The organism is Roseibium hamelinense, from assembly GCF_007830545.1.
Lineage (GTDB): Bacteria > Pseudomonadota > Alphaproteobacteria > Rhizobiales > Stappiaceae > Roseibium > Roseibium hamelinense.
On record NZ_VLLF01000006.1, the window covers coordinates 300,501 to 321,241 of the forward strand.

General features: G+C 56.7%; 23 protein-coding genes. 5 read left to right on the plus strand and 18 right to left on the minus strand.

Features of this window, described 5'->3' with window-relative positions:
* Nucleotides 1-4: 4 nt before the first annotated feature.
* The 5 genes from JM93_RS13960 to JM93_RS13980 form a co-directional block, all read right to left on the minus strand.
* The gene (locus JM93_RS13960) at nt 5-1,627 is read right to left on the minus strand and encodes a tetratricopeptide repeat-containing sulfotransferase family protein (protein WP_145344405.1); all 1,623 of its coding nucleotides are present in this window, start codon (nt 1,625-1,627) and stop codon (nt 5-7) included.
* Nucleotides 1,628-1,771: 144 nt separating this feature from the next.
* Entirely contained in the window at nt 1,772-2,350 is a 579-nt protein-coding gene (locus JM93_RS13965; RefSeq protein ID WP_145344407.1) for a thymidine kinase, read from the minus strand.
* A gap of 93 nt (nt 2,351-2,443) precedes the next feature.
* Nucleotides 2,444-3,538, minus strand: a complete 1,095-nt coding sequence (locus JM93_RS13970; protein ID WP_145344409.1) for an endonuclease/exonuclease/phosphatase family protein — start codon at nt 3,536-3,538, stop codon at nt 2,444-2,446.
* 23 nt (nt 3,539-3,561) lie between these two features.
* The gene (gene uvrC / locus JM93_RS13975) at nt 3,562-5,559 is read right to left on the minus strand and encodes an excinuclease ABC subunit UvrC (protein ID WP_145344411.1); all 1,998 of its coding nucleotides are present in this window, start codon (nt 5,557-5,559) and stop codon (nt 3,562-3,564) included.
* Nucleotides 5,560-5,660: 101 nt separating this feature from the next.
* Entirely contained in the window at nt 5,661-6,656 is a 996-nt protein-coding gene (locus JM93_RS13980; RefSeq protein ID WP_145344413.1) for a calcium/sodium antiporter, read from the minus strand.
* A gap of 323 nt (nt 6,657-6,979) precedes the next feature.
* On the opposite strand from JM93_RS13980, the gene JM93_RS13985 reads away from it, so the two are divergent.
* A complete protein-coding gene (locus tag JM93_RS13985) occupies nt 6,980-7,657 on the plus strand; it encodes an outer membrane protein (protein WP_145344415.1) in 678 nt (225 codons plus the stop codon).
* Between the two features lie 138 nt (nt 7,658-7,795).
* On the opposite strand, the gene JM93_RS13990 is transcribed toward JM93_RS13985, so the two are convergent.
* Complete coding sequence (locus JM93_RS13990; RefSeq protein WP_145344417.1) at nt 7,796-8,446, minus strand: glutathione S-transferase family protein; 651 nt, start codon at nt 8,444-8,446, stop codon at nt 7,796-7,798.
* A 201-nt stretch (nt 8,447-8,647) separates the two neighbouring features.
* On the opposite strand from JM93_RS13990, the gene JM93_RS13995 reads away from it, so the two are divergent.
* A complete protein-coding gene (locus JM93_RS13995; RefSeq protein ID WP_145344419.1) occupies nt 8,648-8,902 on the plus strand; it encodes a hypothetical protein in 255 nt (84 codons plus the stop codon).
* 7 nt (nt 8,903-8,909) lie between these two features.
* Here JM93_RS13995 and JM93_RS14000 read toward each other — a convergent pair whose 3' ends face one another.
* From JM93_RS14000 to JM93_RS14025, 6 genes are all read right to left on the minus strand, one after another.
* Nucleotides 8,910-9,545, minus strand: a complete 636-nt coding sequence (locus JM93_RS14000) for a ribonuclease T2 family protein (RefSeq protein WP_208995172.1) — start codon at nt 9,543-9,545, stop codon at nt 8,910-8,912.
* A gap of 51 nt (nt 9,546-9,596) precedes the next feature.
* Nucleotides 9,597-10,031 carry a hypothetical protein gene (locus tag JM93_RS14005; RefSeq protein ID WP_208995174.1) on the minus strand — a complete coding sequence of 145 codons (435 nt, stop codon included), beginning with the start codon at nt 10,029-10,031 and terminating at the stop codon, nt 9,597-9,599.
* A gap of 103 nt (nt 10,032-10,134) precedes the next feature.
* Entirely contained in the window at nt 10,135-10,986 is an 852-nt protein-coding gene (locus JM93_RS14010) for a 23S rRNA (adenine(2030)-N(6))-methyltransferase RlmJ (protein WP_145344423.1), read from the minus strand.
* Complete coding sequence (locus tag JM93_RS14015; RefSeq protein ID WP_145344425.1) at nt 10,983-11,492, minus strand: GNAT family N-acetyltransferase; 510 nt, start codon at nt 11,490-11,492, stop codon at nt 10,983-10,985. The genes JM93_RS14010 and JM93_RS14015 overlap by 4 nt, the downstream gene beginning before the upstream one ends.
* Nucleotides 11,493-11,655: 163 nt before the next feature.
* Nucleotides 11,656-12,447 carry a cold-shock protein gene (locus tag JM93_RS22290; protein ID WP_208995176.1) on the minus strand — a complete coding sequence of 264 codons (792 nt, stop codon included), beginning with the start codon at nt 12,445-12,447 and terminating at the stop codon, nt 11,656-11,658.
* A 222-nt stretch (nt 12,448-12,669) separates the two neighbouring features.
* Nucleotides 12,670-13,761 (minus strand): DUF1176 domain-containing protein, encoded by a 1,092-nt coding sequence (locus tag JM93_RS14025; RefSeq protein WP_145344427.1) that lies wholly within the window; start codon nt 13,759-13,761, stop codon nt 12,670-12,672.
* 181 nt (nt 13,762-13,942) lie between these two features.
* Here JM93_RS14025 and JM93_RS14030 point away from each other — a divergent pair, with 181 nt between their 5' ends.
* Both JM93_RS14030 and JM93_RS14035 read left to right on the plus strand, forming a co-directional pair.
* On the plus strand, nt 13,943-14,629 hold the full coding sequence (locus JM93_RS14030) for an MBL fold metallo-hydrolase (protein ID WP_145344429.1): 687 nt from the start codon (nt 13,943-13,945) through the stop codon (nt 14,627-14,629).
* Nucleotides 14,630-14,746: 117 nt separating this feature from the next.
* Nucleotides 14,747-15,016 carry a hypothetical protein gene (locus JM93_RS14035; RefSeq protein ID WP_145344432.1) on the plus strand — a complete coding sequence of 90 codons (270 nt, stop codon included), beginning with the start codon at nt 14,747-14,749 and terminating at the stop codon, nt 15,014-15,016.
* 65 nt (nt 15,017-15,081) lie between these two features.
* Here the strand turns inward: JM93_RS14035 and JM93_RS14040 are convergent, their stop codons facing one another.
* Nucleotides 15,082-16,080, minus strand: coding sequence for a DUF1402 family protein (locus tag JM93_RS14040; protein WP_145344434.1), 999 nt, complete (start codon nt 16,078-16,080; stop codon nt 15,082-15,084).
* 108 nt (nt 16,081-16,188) lie between these two features.
* A complete protein-coding gene (locus JM93_RS14045) occupies nt 16,189-16,386 on the minus strand; it encodes a hypothetical protein (RefSeq protein ID WP_145344436.1) in 198 nt (65 codons plus the stop codon).
* Nucleotides 16,387-16,411: 25 nt separating this feature from the next.
* On the opposite strand from JM93_RS14045, the gene JM93_RS14050 reads away from it, so the two are divergent.
* Nucleotides 16,412-17,335 carry a DMT family transporter gene (locus JM93_RS14050; protein WP_145344438.1) on the plus strand — a complete coding sequence of 308 codons (924 nt, stop codon included), beginning with the start codon at nt 16,412-16,414 and terminating at the stop codon, nt 17,333-17,335.
* Here JM93_RS14050 and JM93_RS14055 read toward each other — a convergent pair.
* The 4 genes from JM93_RS14055 to JM93_RS14070 form a co-directional block, all read right to left on the minus strand.
* Entirely contained in the window at nt 17,305-17,664 is a 360-nt protein-coding gene (locus JM93_RS14055) for a DUF6665 family protein (RefSeq protein ID WP_145344440.1), read from the minus strand. The two genes, JM93_RS14050 and JM93_RS14055, sit on opposite strands and share 31 nt — an antisense overlap.
* A 13-nt stretch (nt 17,665-17,677) precedes the next feature.
* On the minus strand, nt 17,678-19,042 hold the full coding sequence (locus JM93_RS14060) for an MFS transporter (protein WP_145344442.1): 1,365 nt from the start codon (nt 19,040-19,042) through the stop codon (nt 17,678-17,680).
* Nucleotides 19,043-19,603 (minus strand): chalcone isomerase family protein, encoded by a 561-nt coding sequence (locus JM93_RS14065; protein ID WP_145344445.1) that lies wholly within the window; start codon nt 19,601-19,603, stop codon nt 19,043-19,045.
* Nucleotides 19,604-19,767: 164 nt separating this feature from the next.
* Nucleotides 19,768-20,472, minus strand: a complete 705-nt coding sequence (locus JM93_RS14070) for a substrate-binding periplasmic protein (protein WP_145344447.1) — start codon at nt 20,470-20,472, stop codon at nt 19,768-19,770.
* Nucleotides 20,473-20,741: the final 269 nt, after the last annotated feature.

The window sequence follows — 20,741 nt, forward strand, 5'->3', positions numbered from 1 at the left end:
TCACTCAACCCTGCTTGCCGGTTTCGTAAATCGCATAATCACGCGGATCATCGTTTGACGCATCGGGTGCCAGCGGCCCAAGTTTGTCAAACAGTTCCGGCATGGTGTCCTTGTGCATCTTCCACCGTCCAATCGAAGATGTGAAGATCGGCCGTCTCACTTGCGTGTCCGAGAAGGTGGTGACTGGAGTTTCGCCCTTATAGAATTCAAGACAGGCGGGATCCCAGTCCAGGCCGGCGAAGTCGATCAGCGCGCGGCTTTCGGTCTCTTGATCATAGACAAGGCCTTCGTACGACTGGTCCCGAATTTCAACCGGCAGCACCTTGTGCCAGTGCGCCATCAGGTCGGCATAAATCCGGTAATATTCAGCCACTTCGGACGGGCGGCGGGCATAATTGTGGGCAGGCGACAGCGCATGAGACAGCAAGGACATGCAGGTGTCGGCCGGGTTGCGGACACAATGCACAAACGTGGCTTTCGGAAACAGAAGCGCCATAAGCCACAGCATTTCGTAGTTGTGCGGCATCTTGTCGGTAACGCGTTTTGTACGCTTGTCGATCGCATCCAGGTCGCGCTGGTAACCGGAGGCAAACCTCTTGAAGTCTTTCGGCGACAATCCGCGCAATCGCCCCTGGGAACCCTGAGCAAATCCGCGTTTCAGTCCCAACTGGTCTTGATAGTCCCGAAACGTGGTGATTTCGCCTCCGCTTGCGACCATGGGATGACGCGCATAAATCTGTTCGACGAGTGTCGTTCCGGACCGCGGCAGTCCGAAGATGAAGATTGGCCGATCGGACAATGTGGCCTGATCCTTGCGCTGCTCAAAGAAGTCCCTGGTGAAGACCTCTTTCATGAGTTCAAGACGTGCGCGGTATGCCCCCATGTCGAACGGTGTGTAGGTGAGGTCGCGGGCTTTTTGATTGTGGGCTGCCGAGTCCTTTGCAGCGCCTATATCCTCGTAAATCTTCCCAGCCGCCCAATGCAGCGTTGCGAGGTCCTTAGGATGCGGTTGCGCATTTGCTTTGATCAGGCTTTCTATCTGATCCAATTCCTGGGGGCGCTGGTCCGGTTTTTCGGCCAGAGCGAGACGGTAAAAGGCACTCGGCAATTCCTTGCCGGCCTCGATTGCCTTGTGAAAGAAGATCTTGCCTTCGTCGATGTTGCCAATCGAGATTTCCAGCTGCCCGAGACCGACCAGTGCATAGCCATTTTCCGGGTCGACCGCGAGCGCCCGCTCATAGGTTGCGCGTGAAATCGCGGCTTTGCGAGACGTGCGATAGGCATCGCCCAGTTGGGCCAGAATATCTGCATTATCCGGTGCCAGAGAGGCCGCCTTGCGCAGAGATTCGATGGCAGCGGCATGGTCGTTTGTGTTTAGAAGTGCCAGGCCGAGCAGCTGATGAACAATCGGGTTTTTCTTGACCTTCTTAGCTGCTTTTTCGAGATGTGCGATCGCTGCGCCGATGTTCCCGGACTGGTAGGCGGCAATTCCCATCGTGAAATTCGCTTGCGGATGGTTTGGGTCCATGTCCAGAACATCGGAAAACATGTTCAGCGCCATATCGATGCGCCCGGCATGCTGGTGGGCGAGGGCTTGTTGGGCGAGGGCGTCTACGCGGTTGTTCATCGGACCCTTTGCGATCTCTGCTTACGGCCATCATCCGGGAATGGCTGGCGAGTTGGAATGGAACGGACCTGCGCAAACCGGTGCCGCGGATCTCGTAATACGCCTTGTCTAAAGTTTTGACCGGCAAAGGTCCAGTGGCCAGACCTATTCGAGCTCGCGCGCGGCCCAATGCTTACGGCACAAAGAAACATAGGTTTCCTCACCGCCGATAACCACTTGGTCGCCTTCCTCCAGGATGTTGCCTTGTGAATCGAGGCGGGCAACCATTGTTGCCTTCTTTCCGCACCAGCAAATCGTCTTGATTTCCCGAAGGCTGTCGGCAAGGGCGAGAAGTGTGGCACTTCCGGGAAACAGTTTGCCCTGAAAATCTGTCCGAAGGCCAAAGCACATGACCGGAATTTTCAAGCCGTCAGCGACACGCGCCAGCTGCCAAACCTGCTCTTCCGTCAAAAATTGGGCTTCATCGACAAAAACCGCATGGAGCGGGCTCTGCTTAGCGATTGTACCGATGTGAGCATGAAGGTCGGTGCGGGAGCAGAAAATATCCGCCTGCGCCTTCAACCCGATGCGCGAGGCAATAACGCCTTCACCCGCACGGTCGTCGATCGCCGCGGTCAGCAGCCGCGTGGTCATGCCGCGTTCTTCGTAGTTGTAGGCGGCTTGAAGCAGGACAGTCGATTTGCCTGCATTCATCGAGGAGTAGTTGAAATAAAGCTTCGCCATAGTCTTTTTTGTGTTGGGGAATCGTCTGAGGCGCAGCGCAATAATCCAGATTTCGCCCAGCGAACTCAATGTCCCTAACGGACAATGCTGTGCTTAATTCTGCGACTGTCCGGTCCAGGTGATCCGGCCGGAAAGAGGCAGGTGATCTGAGCCGACATCGGGTCCGAGGCGCACAGTGTCGAGACTGAACGGCTCGGAAACGGCAATGTGATCCACAATCGCTCCGAGAATCCAATGCAGCTCGTAGGCGAAAAAGAATCTGGTCGTCTGCGGGATGTCGTTCGGAAAGCGGGTGGTGAGGCGATGTGCGTTCAGGAAGCTCTGAAAATTACCGGACCAAGGCGACATATTCCAGTCGCCTATGACAATCTGTCCAGCCGATGTGGAGGCCGAGAGGTCCGCAAGATGCGTTGACAGTTTCCGGAAATAGTCCTCGCGGTCGTTCCAGCGTGAGGGGCTTCTCGGGCTTGCCGGGTGCGTTGCAATCACATCAACCGGCTCGCCATTCACGGACAGCGTAAGCGACATGATTTCCCGCTCGGGATGCCAGCTTGATTGCGGACTGCCTTCAACAATAATGCTTTCCTGCCGGGAAATCGGGAAACGGGAATAGACGACCAGATTGTTTAATTCGCCCACCGCCCGGTGTGGCGGATAGACATAGTCTTCACCTGTGCCCGGCTCCAGCCCTGCCGTGCGCCAACGCCTGTCCTGAGACCACCAGGCAGCCTCTTGAAAAACAATCACGTCCGCATCGACAGACTTGAGATAGCCGACCAGGCTGCCATCGCCAAAAAACTGACGCTCCAGGTTTATTGTTGTCACGGTCATGCCGTTGTCGATGGCCGCTGGCGTTCCGGTCTGAACCGGAAGGGTGAGGGTCCGGTGGATGGTGAATGCACAAAGACCGGCAAGCGACAAAAACAGGATGACGCAGTACATTGATCTTTTGGGGTTAAAGCCGCCGCTCAAGAAAAAGCAAATCCAAGAGCCAATCAGTGCCGAGGCCGATCCCGCGATCAGTTGCCGGACGAAAAAGCTCATGTTGTCCGTGAACCAGAACCCGGGAAACGCGAACGCCGTCAGCCCGAGGACCGCGAATACCAAACCTGTTGCCAAGCCCAGCCAGCCGAACCGGCGCGCATAGCGTTCCGTGAAAGTTTCATATGCCGGGACTGGTGCGCGCATCGCTAGATCTCTTTGTCAGCGGATTATTCGTGGAAATGGTTATAAACGACTTTGGCGACGGCTTCCGAGATTCCAGGAACCGCAATCAGGTCGTCCAGTCCAGCTTTCGAAACGGCTTTTGCGGTTCCAAAATGGCGCAACAATGCACGCTTGCGCGTCGGGCCGACGCCGGGAATGTCATCGAGCGGGTTCTTGGCGATGTCCTTTTTCCGGCGTGCCCGGTGCGATCCGATGGCGAAGCGGTGCGCCTCGTCGCGCAGCCTCTGGACAAAGTACAGCACCGGGTCGCGCTCCGGCAGCATGAAGGACTCCTTGCCCGGAATGAAAAATTTCTCCCGGCCCGCGTCGCGGTCTGGACCTTTGGCAATGCCAACCAGAGGAACGCCGCTAACACCGAGCTCCTTGAGAGTGTCCCTGGCCGCATTCAATTGGCCAAGGCCGCCGTCGATGAGCACAAGCTCAGGCCAGGCCGGCATGTCGCTTCCTGCGGCAGAGACTTCCTCTTTTTCCGCTTCGGCAAAGGCTTCCGGTTCATCCGGCGCGCGCTCCTCAGGTTCCGGCGTGATGTCTTCCGATCTCGCGTGCTCTTTCATAAGTCGTGAAAAGCGTCTCGTGAGCACCTCGCGCATCATTCCATAATCGTCTCCCGGCACCAGGTCTTCGGACTTGATGTTGAACTTCCGGTACTGCCCCTTCGCAAAGCCCTCCATACCGGCGACGATCATGCCGCCAACGGCGTTGGTGCCCATGATGTGCGAGTTGTCATAGACTTCAATGCGGCGCGGCGGTGCGGGCAGCTCGAAGGCTTCCGCAACGCCTTTAAGAAGCCGGGCCTGACTGGACGTCTCTGCGAGCCGGCGGCCGAGCGCTTCCTTCGCATTGTTCAAAGCATAGTCCACGAGTTCTTTTTTCTCGCCGCGCTGGGGACGGGACACATCCACCTTTCGGCCCATACGCTCGCTGAGGGCTTCAGCGAGCAAGTCCTGTTCCTCGACCGCATGCGACAGCAGGATCTGCCGCGGTGCCGGTTTGTCATCATAGAACTGGGTCAGGAAGCTCGACAGAATGGTGCTCTCATCGAAGGTCTTATCCGCCTTTGGAAAATAGGCGCGGTTCCCCCAGTTCTGCCCGGTGCGGAAAAAGAACACCTGGACGCAACTCTGGCCACCTTCCTGATAAATCGAAAAAACATCCGCTTCTTCGACGTTGCTGGGATTGATGCCCTGATGCGACTGGACATGAGACAGGGCAGCAAGCCGGTCGCGGTAAATGGCTGCGCGCTCGAACTCCATTTGTTCGGAAGCGGCCTCCATCTGTGCTGCAAGCTCCTTTTTTACCAATTGGCTTCGGCCGGACAGGAACGCTTTTGCCTCTGCGACCAGGCCCTTGTAGTCGTCCGGATCAATTTCATTGGTGCAGGGGCCAGCACACCGCTTGATCTGGTAGAGCAGACAAGGCCGGGAGCGGTTTTCGAAATAGCTGTCCGTGCAGTTCCGGATCAGGAAGGCTTTTTGAAGCGCGTTGATTGTCCGGTCGACGGCGCCGGCGGATGCAAACGGGCCGAAATAGTCTCCTTTGCGTTTGCGCGCCCCACGATGCTTGATGATGGCGGGTGAGCTGTGGTCACCGGTGATCAGGATATATGGAAATGACTTGTCGTCGCGAAGCAGCACATTGAAGCGCGGGCGAAACCTTTTGATCAGATTGGCTTCCAGCAACAGCGCTTCGGTTTCGGTGTTGGTGACCACGAATTCCATGGCCGCTGTCGACATGATCATGCGCATGATCCGGTTCGACTGGCCTTGCAATCGGGTATAGCTCGTCACCCGCTTTTTCAGGCTGCGTGCCTTGCCGACGTATAGAACGTCGCCTTTTTCGTCGAGCATGCGGTAAACGCCTGGTCCAAGCGGCAGCCGCTTGACCTGGTCGATGATGACATCCACGCCTTTTTGGATGGCAGGTGTGTCAGCGCTTTCCTTGTCGCCGTCGGGCGAGGTGTGGGAATCAGTCGTATCAGACATGGCAGTGATTTAAGCGTCCAAAAGCAGAAGGCAAAAGACTATTTCACGCTTTGCATGTCCGCTGCAGGTTTTGAGCTGCGCTCTTGTGCTGTTTTGTACCTTTATGCACTCAGGCTGAATGCATAAACCGCATAGATGTAGCCAAGGTAAGCCGCGGTCAGAGCGGCGCCGGACACCTTGTTGAGGCAGACCCGAAAGGCGGCAAGTGCGAGAAGCAAAACCGCGCAGCCCATCATGACCCAAATATCAAAAACAAGAATTTCTTTTGGCACGTCGATCGGTACCACGGCGGTGGTGATCCCGATTATGGCAAGCAAATTGAAGATATTTGAGCCGATGACATTTCCGATCGCGACCCCGCCGTGCTGACGGATTGCGGCCATGACCGTTGTTGCAAGCTCGGGCAATGAGGTTCCGAGTGCAATGACCGTCAAGGCGATGACAGCGTCGCTTACGCCCCATGCGGTGGCAACAGCAGTGGCGCCGGTAATGGTGAAATGTGCGCCGAGAGGCAGACCGACGAGACCGAGCACAATATAAACGATGGCGATCCACGTATTGTCCGGCACCCCGTCCACGTCCTCCAGAAGCTCCGCGCCTTCTTCTGCCTCAGCAGCCGCCGCAGCCGCGTCTTTCAGTTGCTTGCGATGCCTGCGGGCCGCCAATGCACTGTCCCCCAGGAACACGGCCAGCAGCGAGAGCAAAATGATGGCGGCAACCAGCGTAAGCGGTGAGAAAAAGCACAGGACCACAAAAACGACACTGATGCCGACCATGAAAATGGCCGTCCGGGTGGCTCCGTCTTCACCGCAGGGTGTGGTGGCGATTAGGGCCGGCAACCCAAGAACCAGAAGCACATTTGCAATGTTCGATCCGACCACGTTGCCGATGGCGATCCCGCCGGAACCTTCCAGTGCGGCCGTCAGTGAGATCAGCAACTCCGGTGCCGACGTCCCGAATGCCACAATCGTCAACCCGATAACAAGGCTTGGAATGCCGAGCTTTTGAGCTATCCCTACAGATCCTCTGACCAGAACGTCGCCAGCTATAATCAAAGCAACGAGACCGCCCGCGAGGCTTAGATAGTCAAACAGCATAAATGAATTCCGGTTGAGCCAGAGATGAATGGTTTTTGATTTGGTTCGGGCTGCGACGCTCCCTGCCGCGGGCCTTATACGGCATAGATTGGGTCGGGGGAAGCTGACTGCAACCGCCCAGCCACCTGTCAGGTGCCGCTAGTGTCTGTTTTACCGTTTATTCACCCTGTCAAATTGCGGCTCTAAATTGTCATGAAAACTCCATAATCCCAGACCTGATCCGCCACAAAGGCTGCCCATACAACGCAGCGGGGGAGCGTGGGGACAAGCCGGCCTGGCCTGTCCGCATGTCCATCTTAGGTCTAGATTTTTGGAGTATACCTATGAAGCGTTTTGCGTGTGCAGGTCTTGCCGTGGCGACACTCGCCGGGGCAACAGCACCTGTATTGGCCGCTGACCTTCCGCTGCCGGCCGAACCGGTGCAGACATATGACAGCACCCCGGTTCCTGCGGCACGGTTTGACTGGACCGGGTTTTACCTAGGTGGAAACCTGGGCTGGGGCTGGGGAGAATTTGACAATTCCTCCGGGCCTACAGGCAGCTTCAACAGTAACGCGAATGGCGTTCAGGGCGGCGGTCATGCCGGCTACAACTATGCCATCACGCCGAACATTGTGACGGGTCTCGAGGCTGACTTTCAGTTTTCTGACCTTTCGAAAACCAATTTCCGGAACGGTGTCGGCGTGAAAACGTCGTCTGACTGGAACTCAAGTGTCCGCGGCCGTCTCGGCTACACCTTCGACCGGTTTATGGTCTACGGTGCCGGCGGTCTTGCGATCGCGGATCTCAAAGTAAATGCAGATGGCGCAGAAGAAAGCACCACGGCGTTTGGCTGGACCTTGGGCGCCGGTGTTGAAGGTGCTGTGACCAACAACATCACAGCGCGCGTCGAATACGCTTACCAGGACTTCGGCCGCGAAAGCTTCACCTTGAACGGAAACCGTTATCGCAGCGACCTGGACGCCAACCTTGTGCGTTTCGGGCTGAGCTACAAGTTCTAAGCCAAAGTCCATTCCCAGAAGAATGACCCGGCGCTTTGGCGCCGGGTTTTTTTGTCTCGGACCGGTGACCTTGCCTGTAGCCGGGACCCTTCCCGTCTGCCGACAAGTGCTGCCGGCCCGATGACTTTTTCCGAATTTCTAGCGCAGCGGCGCCGGTTCGTTTTCCGGGACAGGGGCTGCAGGTGTGCGGGTTTCGGCATAGGAGGGCACCGCGGTTTCGAAAGCCTCCAGCCAGGCAACCATCTTGGGATGATCTGGCCGCCAAGCGCCCTCAAAGCGCATATCCAGGTATCCCAGTGCGCAGGCTATGGCAATGTTGCCGACATCGAGATCCGCTTCGGATGCAACGGTGGCAGGGACGTTTGCCTCCAGATACGCCAGAGCGCGTGCGATCTTGTCCGCCTGATAGATTTGCCAATCCGGAAACCGGTATTCCATCGGCTTGAAGCGCTTTTCATAAACCTGAAGGATGCCTGCATCCATGATGCCATCAGCAAGCGCTTGATTGCGAAGGGCTGCGAACCGGGCCTCACCTAAAGGGATGATCTTGTTGCCGCCTGCCAGGAAGTCGATGTACTCGGAAATAACCCGGCTGTCGTACAGCACAGAGCCGTCTTCCAAAACGAGCGCCGGTATTTTCCCAAGCGGGTTCTGCGACCTCAGACTGTCATTTGGATCCGCTGTTGCAGCTTCTTCCATTGTCACCCGGTCTTTGAGACCGAGCGCGGCGAGAGCGATCTTGATTTTCCTGCCGAAGGGCGAGGGGGCTGACGAACGCAAAATAAGCATGACGCACTCCGTTGATAGCTGCGCCTAACGTGCATCTGAGAGCTGAGGAGGCAAGGTCTGTGAGAACGCCGAAAGGTTTTTTTTATAACAATTCGGAATTGCTTAAAATTCGCACCAAATTGCACTGGTTTGAACAGGCTCGGTCAAACCTTGTTTACACGGCACGGCTAGCGTTGCGGCTAAACCAGCTGGAAAGCTCCGATGGCAGACGCGAAAGGTACAAGCGGGCTATTGATTAGGCCGACGCTTGAGATGCTGATCATCTCATGCGGTGTCTATTATTATGCCGGTCCGGAGTTTTCAGCGGTCCGGCCGCAGGTGTTCGACCGGCCACTCACCGAATACCGCCGGGCGATTGACGAAGCTGCGTATCAGCTCGCAGACACATCGAAACCGATCATTCCCGTTCTGGAACCGATCGCAGCCAGCATTGCCGGGGTCTTTTCAAGGCAATAAGGGCCTTTCACCGCGGGAATGGGACACTGATGCGATTGGCCGAGCAACCGCGTCGGTCAACAGCCGGACAGCTTTGGAAATCCAGGTCTTTGTTGAAGCAGATCCGGACTTCTTTCAGGAAACCGCCAGAGCAACTGACAGCTATTGCGTTGTTTCGGAGGTTCGGATTGGCGAGACGGAAGGCCTTTTCAACGCCGTCGGGATCAATGTTGCCGGTGCGGTCAATGTTTTGAAATGCGGCTGGGATCTTTACCTGATCGAAGGCTTTGCGGGTCAGATCAAAGTAGCCTTCAGGGGTCAATCCGCTGCAAGTGCCGTGTTTTTTCCATTGATGGAACGCCAGCCCGCGACTCGGCATAATGTCGAGAATCTCGTCGACCACTGTCCGGTTGGGGCCGCTAAGGTCGACCGGGCAATAATCCGGCCATCCCCGGTCATATTGCGGCCAAAGCCCGTGTACGATGAAACGGTGCGGTTTTTGCGCGCGGCATTGAAGCGGGTCGGCATTGCGCCCCTTCTCGCGGCAATAGGTCGGCGACCAGGACAACGCCAACACATAATAATCGAACTCGCCTGCCGTGTCGTCCGCACGGCCGGCCGGTGCCGCCAAAGCGAGCAACAGGCAAGTCGCCGCGGCCGCCAAAGCGTTCAGTCCTTTTCTTCCAGGCCGGGACATGCGGGCTGGCAAGACCGTTTAACGCGGGCGCGTCGTTGAGCAATAAGCGCCGTAGACCCGCCATTTGTCGAGAGGCGACAAGCAGGCTTCAACATTCCAGCCAACTCCAACAAAGCCCGCGTGCTCTACAAGCTTGAAATGCACCGTATGCTGTGTTCCGTCCGTCAGGCTGGCTGTGCCGCGGCAGAACCGGCGTGCGAGCGGGCTGATATCGTTGACGCGATAGCCGACTTCCCGCACCGCATCGATCGCTGTGATGGTTCGCCCGCCGGTGTAGCTTGTCTCGGCTCGGGCTACCGTGCCGGCGACCGCCGCGGTTACCGAGGCCGCTTGGCATTCCGGCAGGCGGGGGTCGCGATTGAAGGAAAAATACGCTTTGTTTTCTGCGCCGGTGGCCGGAAGACTGATGACGGCAGCAATGAGGGCAAGGGGAAACAAACGAAGAAAATTCACGGGGCCCGCTCCACGCATTTAAAAGACAAGGTGACGATGGGCGAGGGCGGGCCGGACGTCAAGGCTTCGCCCGGCCGGCAAACATTAAATTACGCCCTGCGGTCTATTCGGCAATTTGCTGCTCAAGTGTCCATCCGCTGCCCTCGGCCCCTCCCAAGGCTGTCTTCAGCCATGGCAGAATTTGTTTCATGTCGCCTTGCAGAGTGAAGGGCGGATTGATGATTGCCATGCCTGAGCCGAGCATGCTGGACGTCTTGGTGCTGATGCCGGTGGCAAGCTCAAGACGTAAAACATTGCGGATCCCGGCGCCCTCCAGTGCCTCAAACATGCGCTCAATCGCTGTGCGGTCTTTCAGCGGATACCAAAGCGCATAAATCCCGCCGGGCCATTTCTTCCAACCCTTTATGACGGCTTCACTCATGCGGTCGAACTCGTCGGTAGCCTCATAGGCCGGATCGACAATGACCAGTCCGCGCTTTTCCTTGGGGGGCAAGAAGCCGTTCAAGGCCAGCCAGCCGTCCAGATGAATTGTCTTGACTTGATAGTCCCCAGCAAAAAGCGCCGACAATGTTTGAAAGTCGGCAGGATGCAGTTCTGTCAGCGTCAGCCGGTCGCCCTTGCGCAACAGACTGCGAGTGAGTACCGGCGACCCCGGATAGCGTTCCAGTGTGTGCGTGCCGGTGTTATGAGCGGCGACCACATCGAGCCAAGGGGCAAGGAGCGTGCGCACGGCTTCTGGCATCTCGGCGCCATAGACTTTGCCTATGCCGCGCTGCCATTCGCCGGTGCGCTGGGTTTCATCCGATGTGAGATCATAAAGGCCGATGCCGGCATGGGTGTCGATCACCCGGAAAGGTTTGTCCTTCTTCTGCAGATACACAATGATCCGCGCCAAAACGGCATGTTTCAGCACATCTCCCAAATTGCCTGCATGAAAAGCGTGCCGGTAATTCATGATTCAGCCGCAACGCTTGTCCCTGGATCCCGCCGCAAAAATACGACCGCTTTGTCGCCATGGTCTTTGCTGCCAATCACAGAAAAACCGAGCCGCTGGTGAAACCTGAGGGATCCGGGATTTGGCGGGCGTTCGTTAACTTCGCAGACAAAGGACCTGCCGTCGCAGGCCGGATGTGCAAACAGGCTGTTATAAAGATGATCGCCGATTTTGCGGCCGCGCATCTTCTCGTCGACACAGATCCGGTCCGTGTAGGCGAAGTTGTTGACCCGTTCGCTGAGCCATGCGTAGTTGGGGCTTTCATAGTCACTGCCATCTGCGATGCACAGCAGGAAGCCAACCGGCTGGTCGTTTTCCAGTGCGACAAGGCAGGTCAATGATCCAGCGATGAGGCGTTCGAGCGCGACAATGTCGAGTTCGTTGACGGCTGGAACAGCTGCATTATTCAATTTGAGCAAAAGGGGCAGGTCGCCCGGGGCTGCCGGGCGGATAGTTAGGCTTGTCATGGGTGTTTTCTGTGTTTTGGGTTCTGGCGCTTGGACCCGGTGAAATAACCCGATGGAAATCCGGTCGGGATTGAGGCCGCGTGTCCGGTCACTGGCAGCAAATGAGAGGCCCGGGTCTCCCCGAGCCTCTACAATACGAAGCGAGAAAGGTCGACCGACCGGCCTATTCGTCCGGTGCGCCAGGCTGCTCGTCGGCGCCGTCTTCCGCAAGTTCTTTCAAGTCGACGGCCTTGGGGCCCTTGCCCCGGCGGTCAGGTTCTGTTTCGAACGATATCCGTTGCCCGCTGTCCAGTGTGGTCATGCCAGACCGCTCGACTGCTGAAATGTGTACGAATACGTCCGCATCGCCTTCATCTGGTGTGATAAAGCCGAAACCCTTATCGCTTTTGAAGAATTTCACCGTGCCAGATTGCCGTGGTCCGCGCTCAACCGGCCCCCCGCTGGGACCGTCCGGACGCGGGCGCCTGGGGCGAAAGCCGTCGCCGCCACCGCCGTCACGGTCGCCGCCATAACCGCCGTCGCGTCCACCGCCGCCATAGCCGCCGCCGCCACCGCCACCTCGGCCGTAGCTGCCGCCGCCGCGATCGCCGCCGCCACCGTAGCCACCATCGCGCCCGCCGCCGTAACCGCCACCGCCGCCACCACGGCCGTAGCCGCCGCCGCGGTCACCACCGCCGCCACCGTATCCGCCGCGTTCGCTACCGCCGCGATCATTGCCATAACCGCCGCTATTATAGCCGCCACCACGGCCGTAGCCGCCGTCACGTCCACCATCTTCACGGTCGCCGTACCGATTGTCACGGCCTCCGCCGTAATTATTATCATAGCCGCCGGGATACCCGCCGCCAAAATCACCGCCGCCAAAATCGCTGCTGCCGAAGTCTTGCGGACCGCCAAACTCGCGCTTGCCACCGCGCCGTCCACGCGAACGCCGGTCCGAATCGCCATCGTGCATTACTGGATCACCTTAAATCTTGTGCCACCGCTCTACGGCACATACCCTTTCAATTTCCCGTGCAAGACCACACAGGATGCTCGTCAAGTCATGGCTCAACCATGCCCGTCAACAACACAGGATTGGGTTGAAACAATGGGTGCCGCATCCCGATCCAGTACGCTGCGAATTCATCATAGGGTGGGAATTGTGAAAATCGCAAGAAATTCCTTAAGAAAACGCCTAATCTTTTGACGCAACGGCAGGCCAGGTCGTTGTCCAGCCTGATAGCGGTACATCAGTTCCGTCGCAGGTCTGGCGGCTGGCTTCTTCAGTCAGCACAAAATTGCTGCCGGTCCAGACCCACCGGTCCCAAATGCCGCATTCTCCCAAGCCTGAGCCTTTGAAAAAGCCATGGACTTGTTTTTGAACGGGAAACCACTTTGCATTGTAGATAAGGTCGGATGCTATCGGACCATCTTCTGTCATACGGGCAACATACATTTGCCGCGCTTTGCCATCCGCGGTCGCAAAAATGGCGACATAAGGTGTGTTGTAGGCGGTCGGCGCGCCGCAGGGCAGCAGGTAAAGGGTTGATTTGTCTTCCAACGGTGCGGCCACAGCATCAAGACTTGCGAAAATTGCAGGATCAATATCTGAGCAAAACCGATTGGCATCCCAAACGCTGAGGACAGAGGGCGGCAGTGTTTCGGGTGATAGAACCGGGACAGCGTGCGGTGCGTCCTGGGCCGGTTCGTCCCCCGGTGTGACCAACGCGGAGACCGTGCCACTACGAAGCTGCCGCTGATCGATCCATTTTAAGGCGGAGCGGGTTCCCTGCAACGGCACTTTGATAATGGTCGGATTTGTTTCGGTTGGCAGTTCAACAGTAAGAACGTCGCCTGTCAGCATGGCGCCGACGAGTGCCTCGGTGGCTGGGCCAACGGGGATCCAAAATCCTTCACCCCCAACGGGCCGGAACCCGGGAGGGGCCACAATCGTCGACTGAATCTCCCGCAATTGCGCAACGGGAAACGCGTCGACCTCATTGCCGTCAACGGAAAGTGAAATGGTTCCCTCCGCTGTGAGAACGGAATTTGTCGTTAGCCGGACCAGCGGGGCTGCGTCGGCACGCCAGTCCCGAATGATCCGGATATCGACCCAGGTCGCCTGGTCTCTGACAAAAACGGAGCCATAGCACATGCCGGAATTGCCGCAATTCACTGACCACCGGTCGAAGGTCGGCGGCGTGCGGAACGGTTGTGCCTGAAGCGGGGCGGCTGTTGATAATAGCAGCGCAGCAGCAAAAAAGAGGCGGTGGGATTTCAACGTCATTGCTGTAAGTGTATCCGCTGGTCGGTGACGCCCTGTTCATGGACGCTATCTTCTTGTACGAAATGCAAACACGAAGGTGAAGCTGCGCGGCCATAATAATAAGCCGCGAATGGGACTTTGCCCAAGTATTGTGATCAGGTTTGGCAGAAATGCGAACCACAAGCGGGAGTGAATTCGCCAAATGAACGACCAGACAAGCGCCTTGAACGATCAGGCTGCGGCGGATGCCCAACCCCCTATTCAAATCCTCATAATTCCCGTCACGCCATTTCAGCAGAACTGTTCGCTGGTGTGGGATCCCAAAACCCGGCAAGGGGCGGTGATTGATCCGGGCGGTGATGTCGACACGATTATGAGTGCGATTTCAGAGCACGGCGTTGTGGTTGAGAAAATTGTTTTGACCCACGGGCATATTGACCATGTCGGCGGCGCTGCGGATCTAGCTGAACGGTTGAGCGTGCCGGTCGAAGGTCCGCATGTCGATGACAAGGAGTTGATAACCCGGGTGTCCGATCAGGCGCGCCAATTCGGTTTGGCCGACGTGCGGCCCGTTGTACCCGATCTCTGGCTGAATGATGGTGACCGTATTCAGTTCGCCGGACGTGAATTCGAGGTTTATCATTGCCCGGGCCACGCGCCGGGCCATGTGGTGTTTTTCGATCGTGACCTGAGAATTGTCTTTTCCGGTGATGTCTTGTTCGCAGGTTCCATCGGCCGGACAGATTTGCCGGGTGGAGATCACGAAACACTGATTTCATCCGTCAAAAACAAGCTGTTTCCGCTTGGGGACGATGTTTCTTTTGTACCTGGCCATGGACCGGCATCGACCATCGGACACGAGCGGGAAACGAACCCGTTCTTGAAGTGATGCGCATCACTGCGTTGAAAACACGGTACGATTATAAATGGTCACAGGCTGGTGAGGCGGGTTTGCTGCAAGCGACACAGGCACATATGCCCTTTAGGTAAGAAGGAGGTGTGAACAATGACTTGGATGAAATGTGCCGCAGGTTTCGCCGCGCTCGCTTCGGTCGCCAGCTTTTCAACCGCGGCGTCGGCCACCGATTTTTATGACCGGCTGGCGCGCAGCCAAGAGATCCGCGAAAATGCCGAGCGCGGCGGGCCGCAAGTTCAGGGTGCAAATTCGCCGCTTATGCTCCGAGTAAAGGTCTGCAAGGATTTGCCGCTTGAAGTGGTCGACAAAAACACTGGCAAAAGGACCACGGAAACGCGGAAACAATGCTGGTTCGAGTAGACCCACGGTAAGGTTTGCGAAAAACATGCCGCTCCCTGTGAGCGGCTTTTTCGTTGGATGCAGGCTCAAAAAAGAGACTGCAGGTCTTCAATACGGTCATTGACGAGCCAACCATAGTAGTTTTCGCGCGGCCAAGCCCGGCCGCTTCTGCGAAACTGTGCGGCCCGTGACCATGGATCCCCCAAATTGTAGAGGGTTGCTGTCAGCCCGGGATTTTCGGAGATGTCGACTTTGCCCACCGATTTGTAGGCGTCAATTGCATCCTGAATGACAGCCGCCATGTAATGCAGCGATATGTCAGGGTCCATCGTTGCCCGGTATACATCGCCCGCATTGGAGGCGGACAGTGCCCGGTGGCGGCTTTGGCGGGCAACCCGGTCCGTCATCTTTAAAACCGTCAGTGGGCTCAGTTGGCCAAGACCAAAGCTCTGACCGGAAAAAAGCGGCTGAAAAAAAGTCTCGTTAAAGCTCTTTTTGGGATACCGGGTGCCATCGACGTTTCGGCCCTTGAAAGACGCGTCCCAAACGCGTTCGTAGCAGGACCATAACCGATCGCTCCGCTCGGATCGGCTGCCTTTCCGGCAACGGTCAAACTGTTCGCGCTCAACGAAAGTGTCGACGTGCTCGCCGTTATATTCAAAGCTGAGGTCAATCCCGGCATAGGCCAGCGCCTTGACGTAGTAGGACTGCGCACTGTCCAGGCTGTCGTAATTATAGGTGTGCTCACCGACAATAGCGCCAACCATGTGGATCGGATCAATGCCATAGACACGCGACACTCTTTTGATCGATCCCAAGAGCCGGCGGTCGCGGCGCAGAACGCCGAGCACCCGCTCGAATTTCGCATCGTAGGTCGAGTTGAAGGCTGAGGTGCGCCTTGCAGACGCGAATGGGATTTTTGGCTGGCTTTTGTAGCGGTTTCCTTCCGGGACCACTCTTACGCTGGCCGCCGCAGTCTCAGCGAACCCGTTAAATGGAGTGACCGGAGCAGCTATCATAAGGGCGGCAGCCAAGGAAACGGGCAACGCGAGTTTGCGGATAAACGTTTCGATCAAACCGCTCATTCGCAAGCGCTCCGGGCCTCATTCGCCGGGGCCGATCGTTCCCGGTCGCAATGATATAACAAACAGGCCGGATCAAGGGTGTCGCCATTGGTGACCGGGCCGCTCGATTCAAATTTCAAAAGTGCTGGCATAAAAACCACTCCATGCGACCGGTTTCAAGTGGGCAGAAGCCACGTTGGCGATTTCTTCACTGAAGCTGCTCAAAGAGATCGTACGATCCGGGTGCGAAACAGATGCCTTTGCGGCAGTTTTATGCGGAAGCTGGTTCCAGACAAATTCGACGTCCGGTATTGATGTTGCTTTCATGAGAATGCTCCTGTACGCGCATCTCATGTCTCGTATTTCCGCCAACTTCCTCCTCCTTGCTGCGGCTATCATCTGGGGTTCTGCCTTTGTTGCTCAGTCGACTGCAATGGCCGATCTCGGACCGCTTACGTTTACCGGTCTGCGGTTTTTGGTCGCTGCGGCAGTCATTATTCCGTTTGCCTTGCGCGAGGCGCGTCATAGGCCGGACAAACCGATTGGGGCCAAAGATCTTTCGGTGTTTTGCGCCATTGGGCTTGTTTTTTTCTTAGGGATCGCAATCCAGCAAGTCGGGATGGTGGTGACCACAGTTACCAATGCTGCATTTTTAACGGCGACCTATGTGGTTCTTGTGCCGTTGCTCGGCGCTGTATTTTTCAATGATCGCGTGCACCCTGTGCTCTTGCCTGCATCTCTTGTGACTCTGTTTGGCATCTGGCTCCTGGGCGGTGGCGGTTTGCAGTCGCTTAACTGGGGCGATGGATTGATGCTGATCTGCGCCGTTTTCTGGGCGCTGCATGTTGCGATCATCGGACGGGTTGGCGCGCGCACGGGGCGTCCACTGGCCATCGCATTCGTTCAGTTTTTTCTGACAGGCATGATCGGTATCACTGCGGGTTTTCTGCTGGAAACGGTAAGTCTTTCCGGAATACGGTCGGCTTGGTTCGAGCTCCTCTACACCAGCATCGTTTCCGGGTGCCTTGCCTTTTCCTTGCAGGCAATTGCCCAACGTTGGACCCAAGCCTCTGATGCGGCAATACTCTTGTCCTCCGAGGCGTTGTTTGGCGCGGTTTTCGGCGCATTGTTGCTTGGAGAGCGTCTCGGTCCCGCCGGGATTGCCGGCTGCGGGTTGATCTTTTCTGCTATTTTGGCAGTGCAACTGGTTCCTCTGCTCGCATTGCGCAAGCGGCAGGCAACTGTTCAGCCGCCCGAGCTTGTCGATTTCAAATGACGGGGAACCGGTCCGATCCTGAGCCGGACATCCATTGGAACGCCCATATGGTCGTAAAAGCTTTTGTGCCCGGTCAGTCCGCACAGCTCCCGCTGGATTTGAACGTGCCACAACGCCTCGGCCGCTTCTGCGACACGGCGTTCGCGTAACGCGGTGCCGTCGGCGTTCGTCGCTGAATCCGGCGATGGTATTTTGACCAGCGCCTGTTCAAGCTTACGGTTCAAACGGGCAAGGGTTCCGGCTTTCTCTTCCAGAATTTCCTGTTCAAGTGCCGCTGTGACGGGATCCGAAGCCGCTTCGGTATATTGTTTTGGTGGTCGAACACTCATGGTTTGATCAAGGTCAGTCTGCCGGTTTCAAGGGCCGCTTCGAAAAAGGCGGTTCATCCTTTCGGTCCAGCGACAAGGCACTTTCCTCTGCAAGGACCCAAAACAGCGTCGCGGCCTTGAGGGCAGATGGCACCGCGGCATAGGCAATGCTCAGCGACAGGCCGAGTGTTTCGGTCATCGGACCGCCGGGCTTATAGCCAACAAGGCCGAGCGCGGGAAGTGCAAGCCCTGTCGCAAGGGCAAAAGCAGCTTTCGAAATCAGCGTCATCATGGAAAACATCCTTGACGCTTCGGACTGACGTTTTGTTTGTGAGATGTGATCGGCGAGGATGGATGGCGGGATCGCGAGATCCGCTCCGAGTGCAAGGCCGGATAGGGCACACACAGCGGCATAGGGGTAAATATCTCCTGGCCCAAGAAGAGCGGCCCAAACGAACGTCAGGATCGCAACGGCCATGCTCAGGCTCCACGCTCGGACCTTGCCGACCTGGCGCGAAAGGTATTGCCAGACGAACATGGAGAGAGCGCCGGACAGAAAGTAGATCAGGAGGAACAGTCCGGCATATTCTTCAGCATTCAGACGGTCGCGGATGAAAAACATCACCAGCACAGCCGGAAGGGAACTCGCAAAGACGTTGAGCAGCGAGATCGCAAAAAACATCCTCCGCCAGGGATCTGAGACGATGTCTTTCCAGCCTGGGAGACTGTAGCTGTCGGCCGGTTTGCTGATATGAGCGGTGCGCATCCATCTCAACAACAGGAAGCCGCCGAAAAAAAGCAGCGGGAAATACAGCAGGCTCATAAGGCTGAACGCGCGGTCCGGGTCGGCGTTTACGCCAAGCAGCGTGGGGGTTATGGACGCCACCAACAACCCAATCAGTCCGAAGCCTTCGCGCCAGCCGGTAATCCTGGTCCGATCATGTGTCGTTGAGACCCAGGTTCCACCAAGCGCCTGCAGGTTGATGGTTACGATGGAAAAGCCGGTCGTGCACAAGAAGACCGATATGGCGAACCAGGTCAGGGGCGCCGGTGCAAATGGATTGAATATCATCCAAAAGCCGGCGCCCAGGAGCACCATGCCGATGATCAGAATGAGCTGCCGGTACTTGTGAAAGGTGTCGCTGACCGAGCCGATGAACGGATCCTGGAATGCATCGATAAACCGCAGTGCCAAGAGCACGAGTCCAAGCGCTGTCAGGGACTGCCCAAGAGTGGTTGCGTAGTAATCGGGCGCGTGAAGATAAACTGGCAAGCCGGCACATGCTAATGGCATGGCAATAAAGCCGTATTGTGCGAGGCTTTTTGTTTGCAGCGGCGCCGGACCAGATCCGGCGGCGCCGGGGCTGCTACCGGCCTCGGCGCGAGTGCCAGATGTCATTTAGGAATTCGCTCCAACCAGTTTTGCCCTTAAGGCCGGATCATTGGTGTTGGGTCCAAGCCATATCGCGAAGAACCTGCGAGTGAACTCCTTGTCCTGGATCGAACCAATCTTTTGGTTTCCTAGGTAGAAGTCTGTGTTGCCGCTATTGGTCCTGACGCCGGTAATCGACTGCCCGCGGCTGATATTTGGGAAGATCGCGCGCATTTGTTCAGTCCAGCGGTCGAGTTTGGCGCCTTGCGGCACCCCTTGACGAACCATTTCCTTGGCGGAGCGTTCCGCAATCGCTTCGCCCTTAAAGTTACGTAGATACGTGAGTTTCAGTGCGAACGGACCAGTTGCCGAATAGCTTCCGCCCGGTGCGTAAAGCTCGGCTTCGAACACGCTGAAACCGAGAAAAGTCAATTTCCCTTCACCAACGAGTTTGGCTGAGGGCACCGAGCGAGCAGCTGCGCCGAGGTCAGCATAGGCCGGTAGCGGCGCGGCGGCCGCGAGCGATATAAAAGCGGCCGTGGTCAGTTTCAAAAATATGCGCTTGGCGCTGCCATGGGCGTTTTTCATGTCCAAATCTCCGGTCAACTTGTCGCAGTGCTTGTGACAGGAACGGTACGGAGAAACAGCGCGCCCGGATTTGCGTAGTGGGAAAAAACAACACGGCACAAAAAACAGCCGCACCGGTTGGAACCGGCGCGGCTTCGCGGACCTAAGAGGCTTTTGCCTACATATTAGAGCGAAGAGTTGAAAGCATCGCGTACAGCGCGGCCGGCATCGGTGTTTTCAAAACAGACGTGCAAACCGTGTTCAATCAAGAGCTTGTCGTTGAAGACCAGCTGATCCGCGACGGCTGCCACCTCATCATCCGCCTTGGCAAGATGTTCGAATACGAGCCGGTCGATGACAGCCGCGTCGGAACGTTTACCTGCGACCTTCAAAATATTTTGAGCATCGTCATCCGCTTCTTCGACCGGGATCGCACCTTCGGCAACCATTGCGTCGAACTGCTCTTCATTTTGATACCCTCGGACAATGCCAATTGTGTAACTTTTCAGGTCGTCATGGCTTGACCACGAAAAATCATTGTCTTTGCGCTGGATGAACCCAACCGGGCTGGTTCCGAAGGAATTGGAAAACAAGCAGCGGTCACCGCCTTTTTCCGCATCACTGCCTTCGGCGTAGTACTCCGGATAGACGCCGATCCAGGCCGCATCTTTCTGAGCGAGGTTGATCGCACGGTTCCAAGGGAACACTTCAACCTCAGCTGTGCTTCCAGCCTTCTCGAATGCAGATTTTACGGCGTCGGTGCTTGCGCCCGAGCCGTCAGCCATGACATAGGGCGGCCACTCCAGTGTGGTCAGTTTGTAGTCTTCAGCTGATGCGGTAACCGCGGTCAACGAGAAAAACGCTGCGGAAACGACGGAAAGTCTGCGCATTGAATGCTCCTGTAATTGAGCGTGAGTTTGAGCCCGTGTGCCCTTCGGCCGCGGTGTCTATGTTTGTTGGGCAAAAAGTATGAAAATTATACTTATTTCGGTGTCTTAGTATTGCTTGCAAAGTAACGTGGTCGATTGCAGTTCCTTTTCAGTTTGCCGTCTGCAAAAACTGGAGTGTCCTGCGAAATCAACGGTATTCTGGCATAAGTTTTTCATTTTATTGCGGAAATTTTGTCTGTTTGGGTGTCGGTCATGCAGGCCGATCCGGC

Bases quoted from the DNA above. Each gene is read 5' to 3' on its own strand.
- JM93_RS14040 (WP_145344434.1), bottom strand. From the start codon at position 16,080: ATGAGCGGTTTGATCGAAACGTTTATCCGCAAACTCGCGTTGCCCGTT.
- JM93_RS14050 (WP_145344438.1), top strand. From the start codon at position 16,412: ATGTCTCGTATTTCCGCCAACTTCCTCCTCCTTGCTGCGGCTATCATC.
- JM93_RS14065 (WP_145344445.1), bottom strand. From the start codon at position 19,603: ATGAAAAACGCCCATGGCAGCGCCAAGCGCATATTTTTGAAACTGACC.
- JM93_RS13970 (WP_145344409.1), bottom strand. From the start codon at position 3,538: ATGCGCGCACCAGTCCCGGCATATGAAACTTTCACGGAACGCTATGCG.
- JM93_RS13965 (WP_145344407.1), bottom strand. From the start codon at position 2,350: ATGGCGAAGCTTTATTTCAACTACTCCTCGATGAATGCAGGCAAATCG.
- JM93_RS13980 (WP_145344413.1), bottom strand. From the start codon at position 6,656: ATGCTGTTTGACTATCTAAGCCTCGCGGGCGGTCTCGTTGCTTTGATT.
- JM93_RS14060 (WP_145344442.1), bottom strand. From the start codon at position 19,042: ATGACATCTGGCACTCGCGCCGAGGCCGGTAGCAGCCCCGGCGCCGCC.
- JM93_RS22290 (WP_208995176.1), bottom strand. From the start codon at position 12,447: ATGCACGATGGCGATTCGGACCGGCGTTCGCGTGGACGGCGCGGTGGC.
- JM93_RS14055 (WP_145344440.1), bottom strand. From the start codon at position 17,664: ATGAGTGTTCGACCACCAAAACAATATACCGAAGCGGCTTCGGATCCC.
- JM93_RS14070 (WP_145344447.1), bottom strand. From the start codon at position 20,472: ATGCGCAGACTTTCCGTCGTTTCCGCAGCGTTTTTCTCGTTGACCGCG.
- JM93_RS13960 (WP_145344405.1), bottom strand. From the start codon at position 1,627: ATGAACAACCGCGTAGACGCCCTCGCCCAACAAGCCCTCGCCCACCAG.
- JM93_RS13990 (WP_145344417.1), bottom strand. From the start codon at position 8,446: ATGCTTATTTTGCGTTCGTCAGCCCCCTCGCCCTTCGGCAGGAAAATC.
- JM93_RS13985 (WP_145344415.1), top strand. From the start codon at position 6,980: ATGAAGCGTTTTGCGTGTGCAGGTCTTGCCGTGGCGACACTCGCCGGG.
- JM93_RS13995 (WP_145344419.1), top strand. From the start codon at position 8,648: ATGGCAGACGCGAAAGGTACAAGCGGGCTATTGATTAGGCCGACGCTT.
- JM93_RS14015 (WP_145344425.1), bottom strand. From the start codon at position 11,492: ATGACAAGCCTAACTATCCGCCCGGCAGCCCCGGGCGACCTGCCCCTT.
- JM93_RS14045 (WP_145344436.1), bottom strand. From the start codon at position 16,386: ATGAAAGCAACATCAATACCGGACGTCGAATTTGTCTGGAACCAGCTT.
- JM93_RS14030 (WP_145344429.1), top strand. From the start codon at position 13,943: ATGAACGACCAGACAAGCGCCTTGAACGATCAGGCTGCGGCGGATGCC.
- uvrC (WP_145344411.1), bottom strand. From the start codon at position 5,559: ATGTCTGATACGACTGATTCCCACACCTCGCCCGACGGCGACAAGGAA.
- JM93_RS14035 (WP_145344432.1), top strand. From the start codon at position 14,747: ATGACTTGGATGAAATGTGCCGCAGGTTTCGCCGCGCTCGCTTCGGTC.
- JM93_RS14010 (WP_145344423.1), bottom strand. From the start codon at position 10,986: ATGAATTACCGGCACGCTTTTCATGCAGGCAATTTGGGAGATGTGCTG.
- JM93_RS14025 (WP_145344427.1), bottom strand. From the start codon at position 13,761: ATGACGTTGAAATCCCACCGCCTCTTTTTTGCTGCTGCGCTGCTATTA.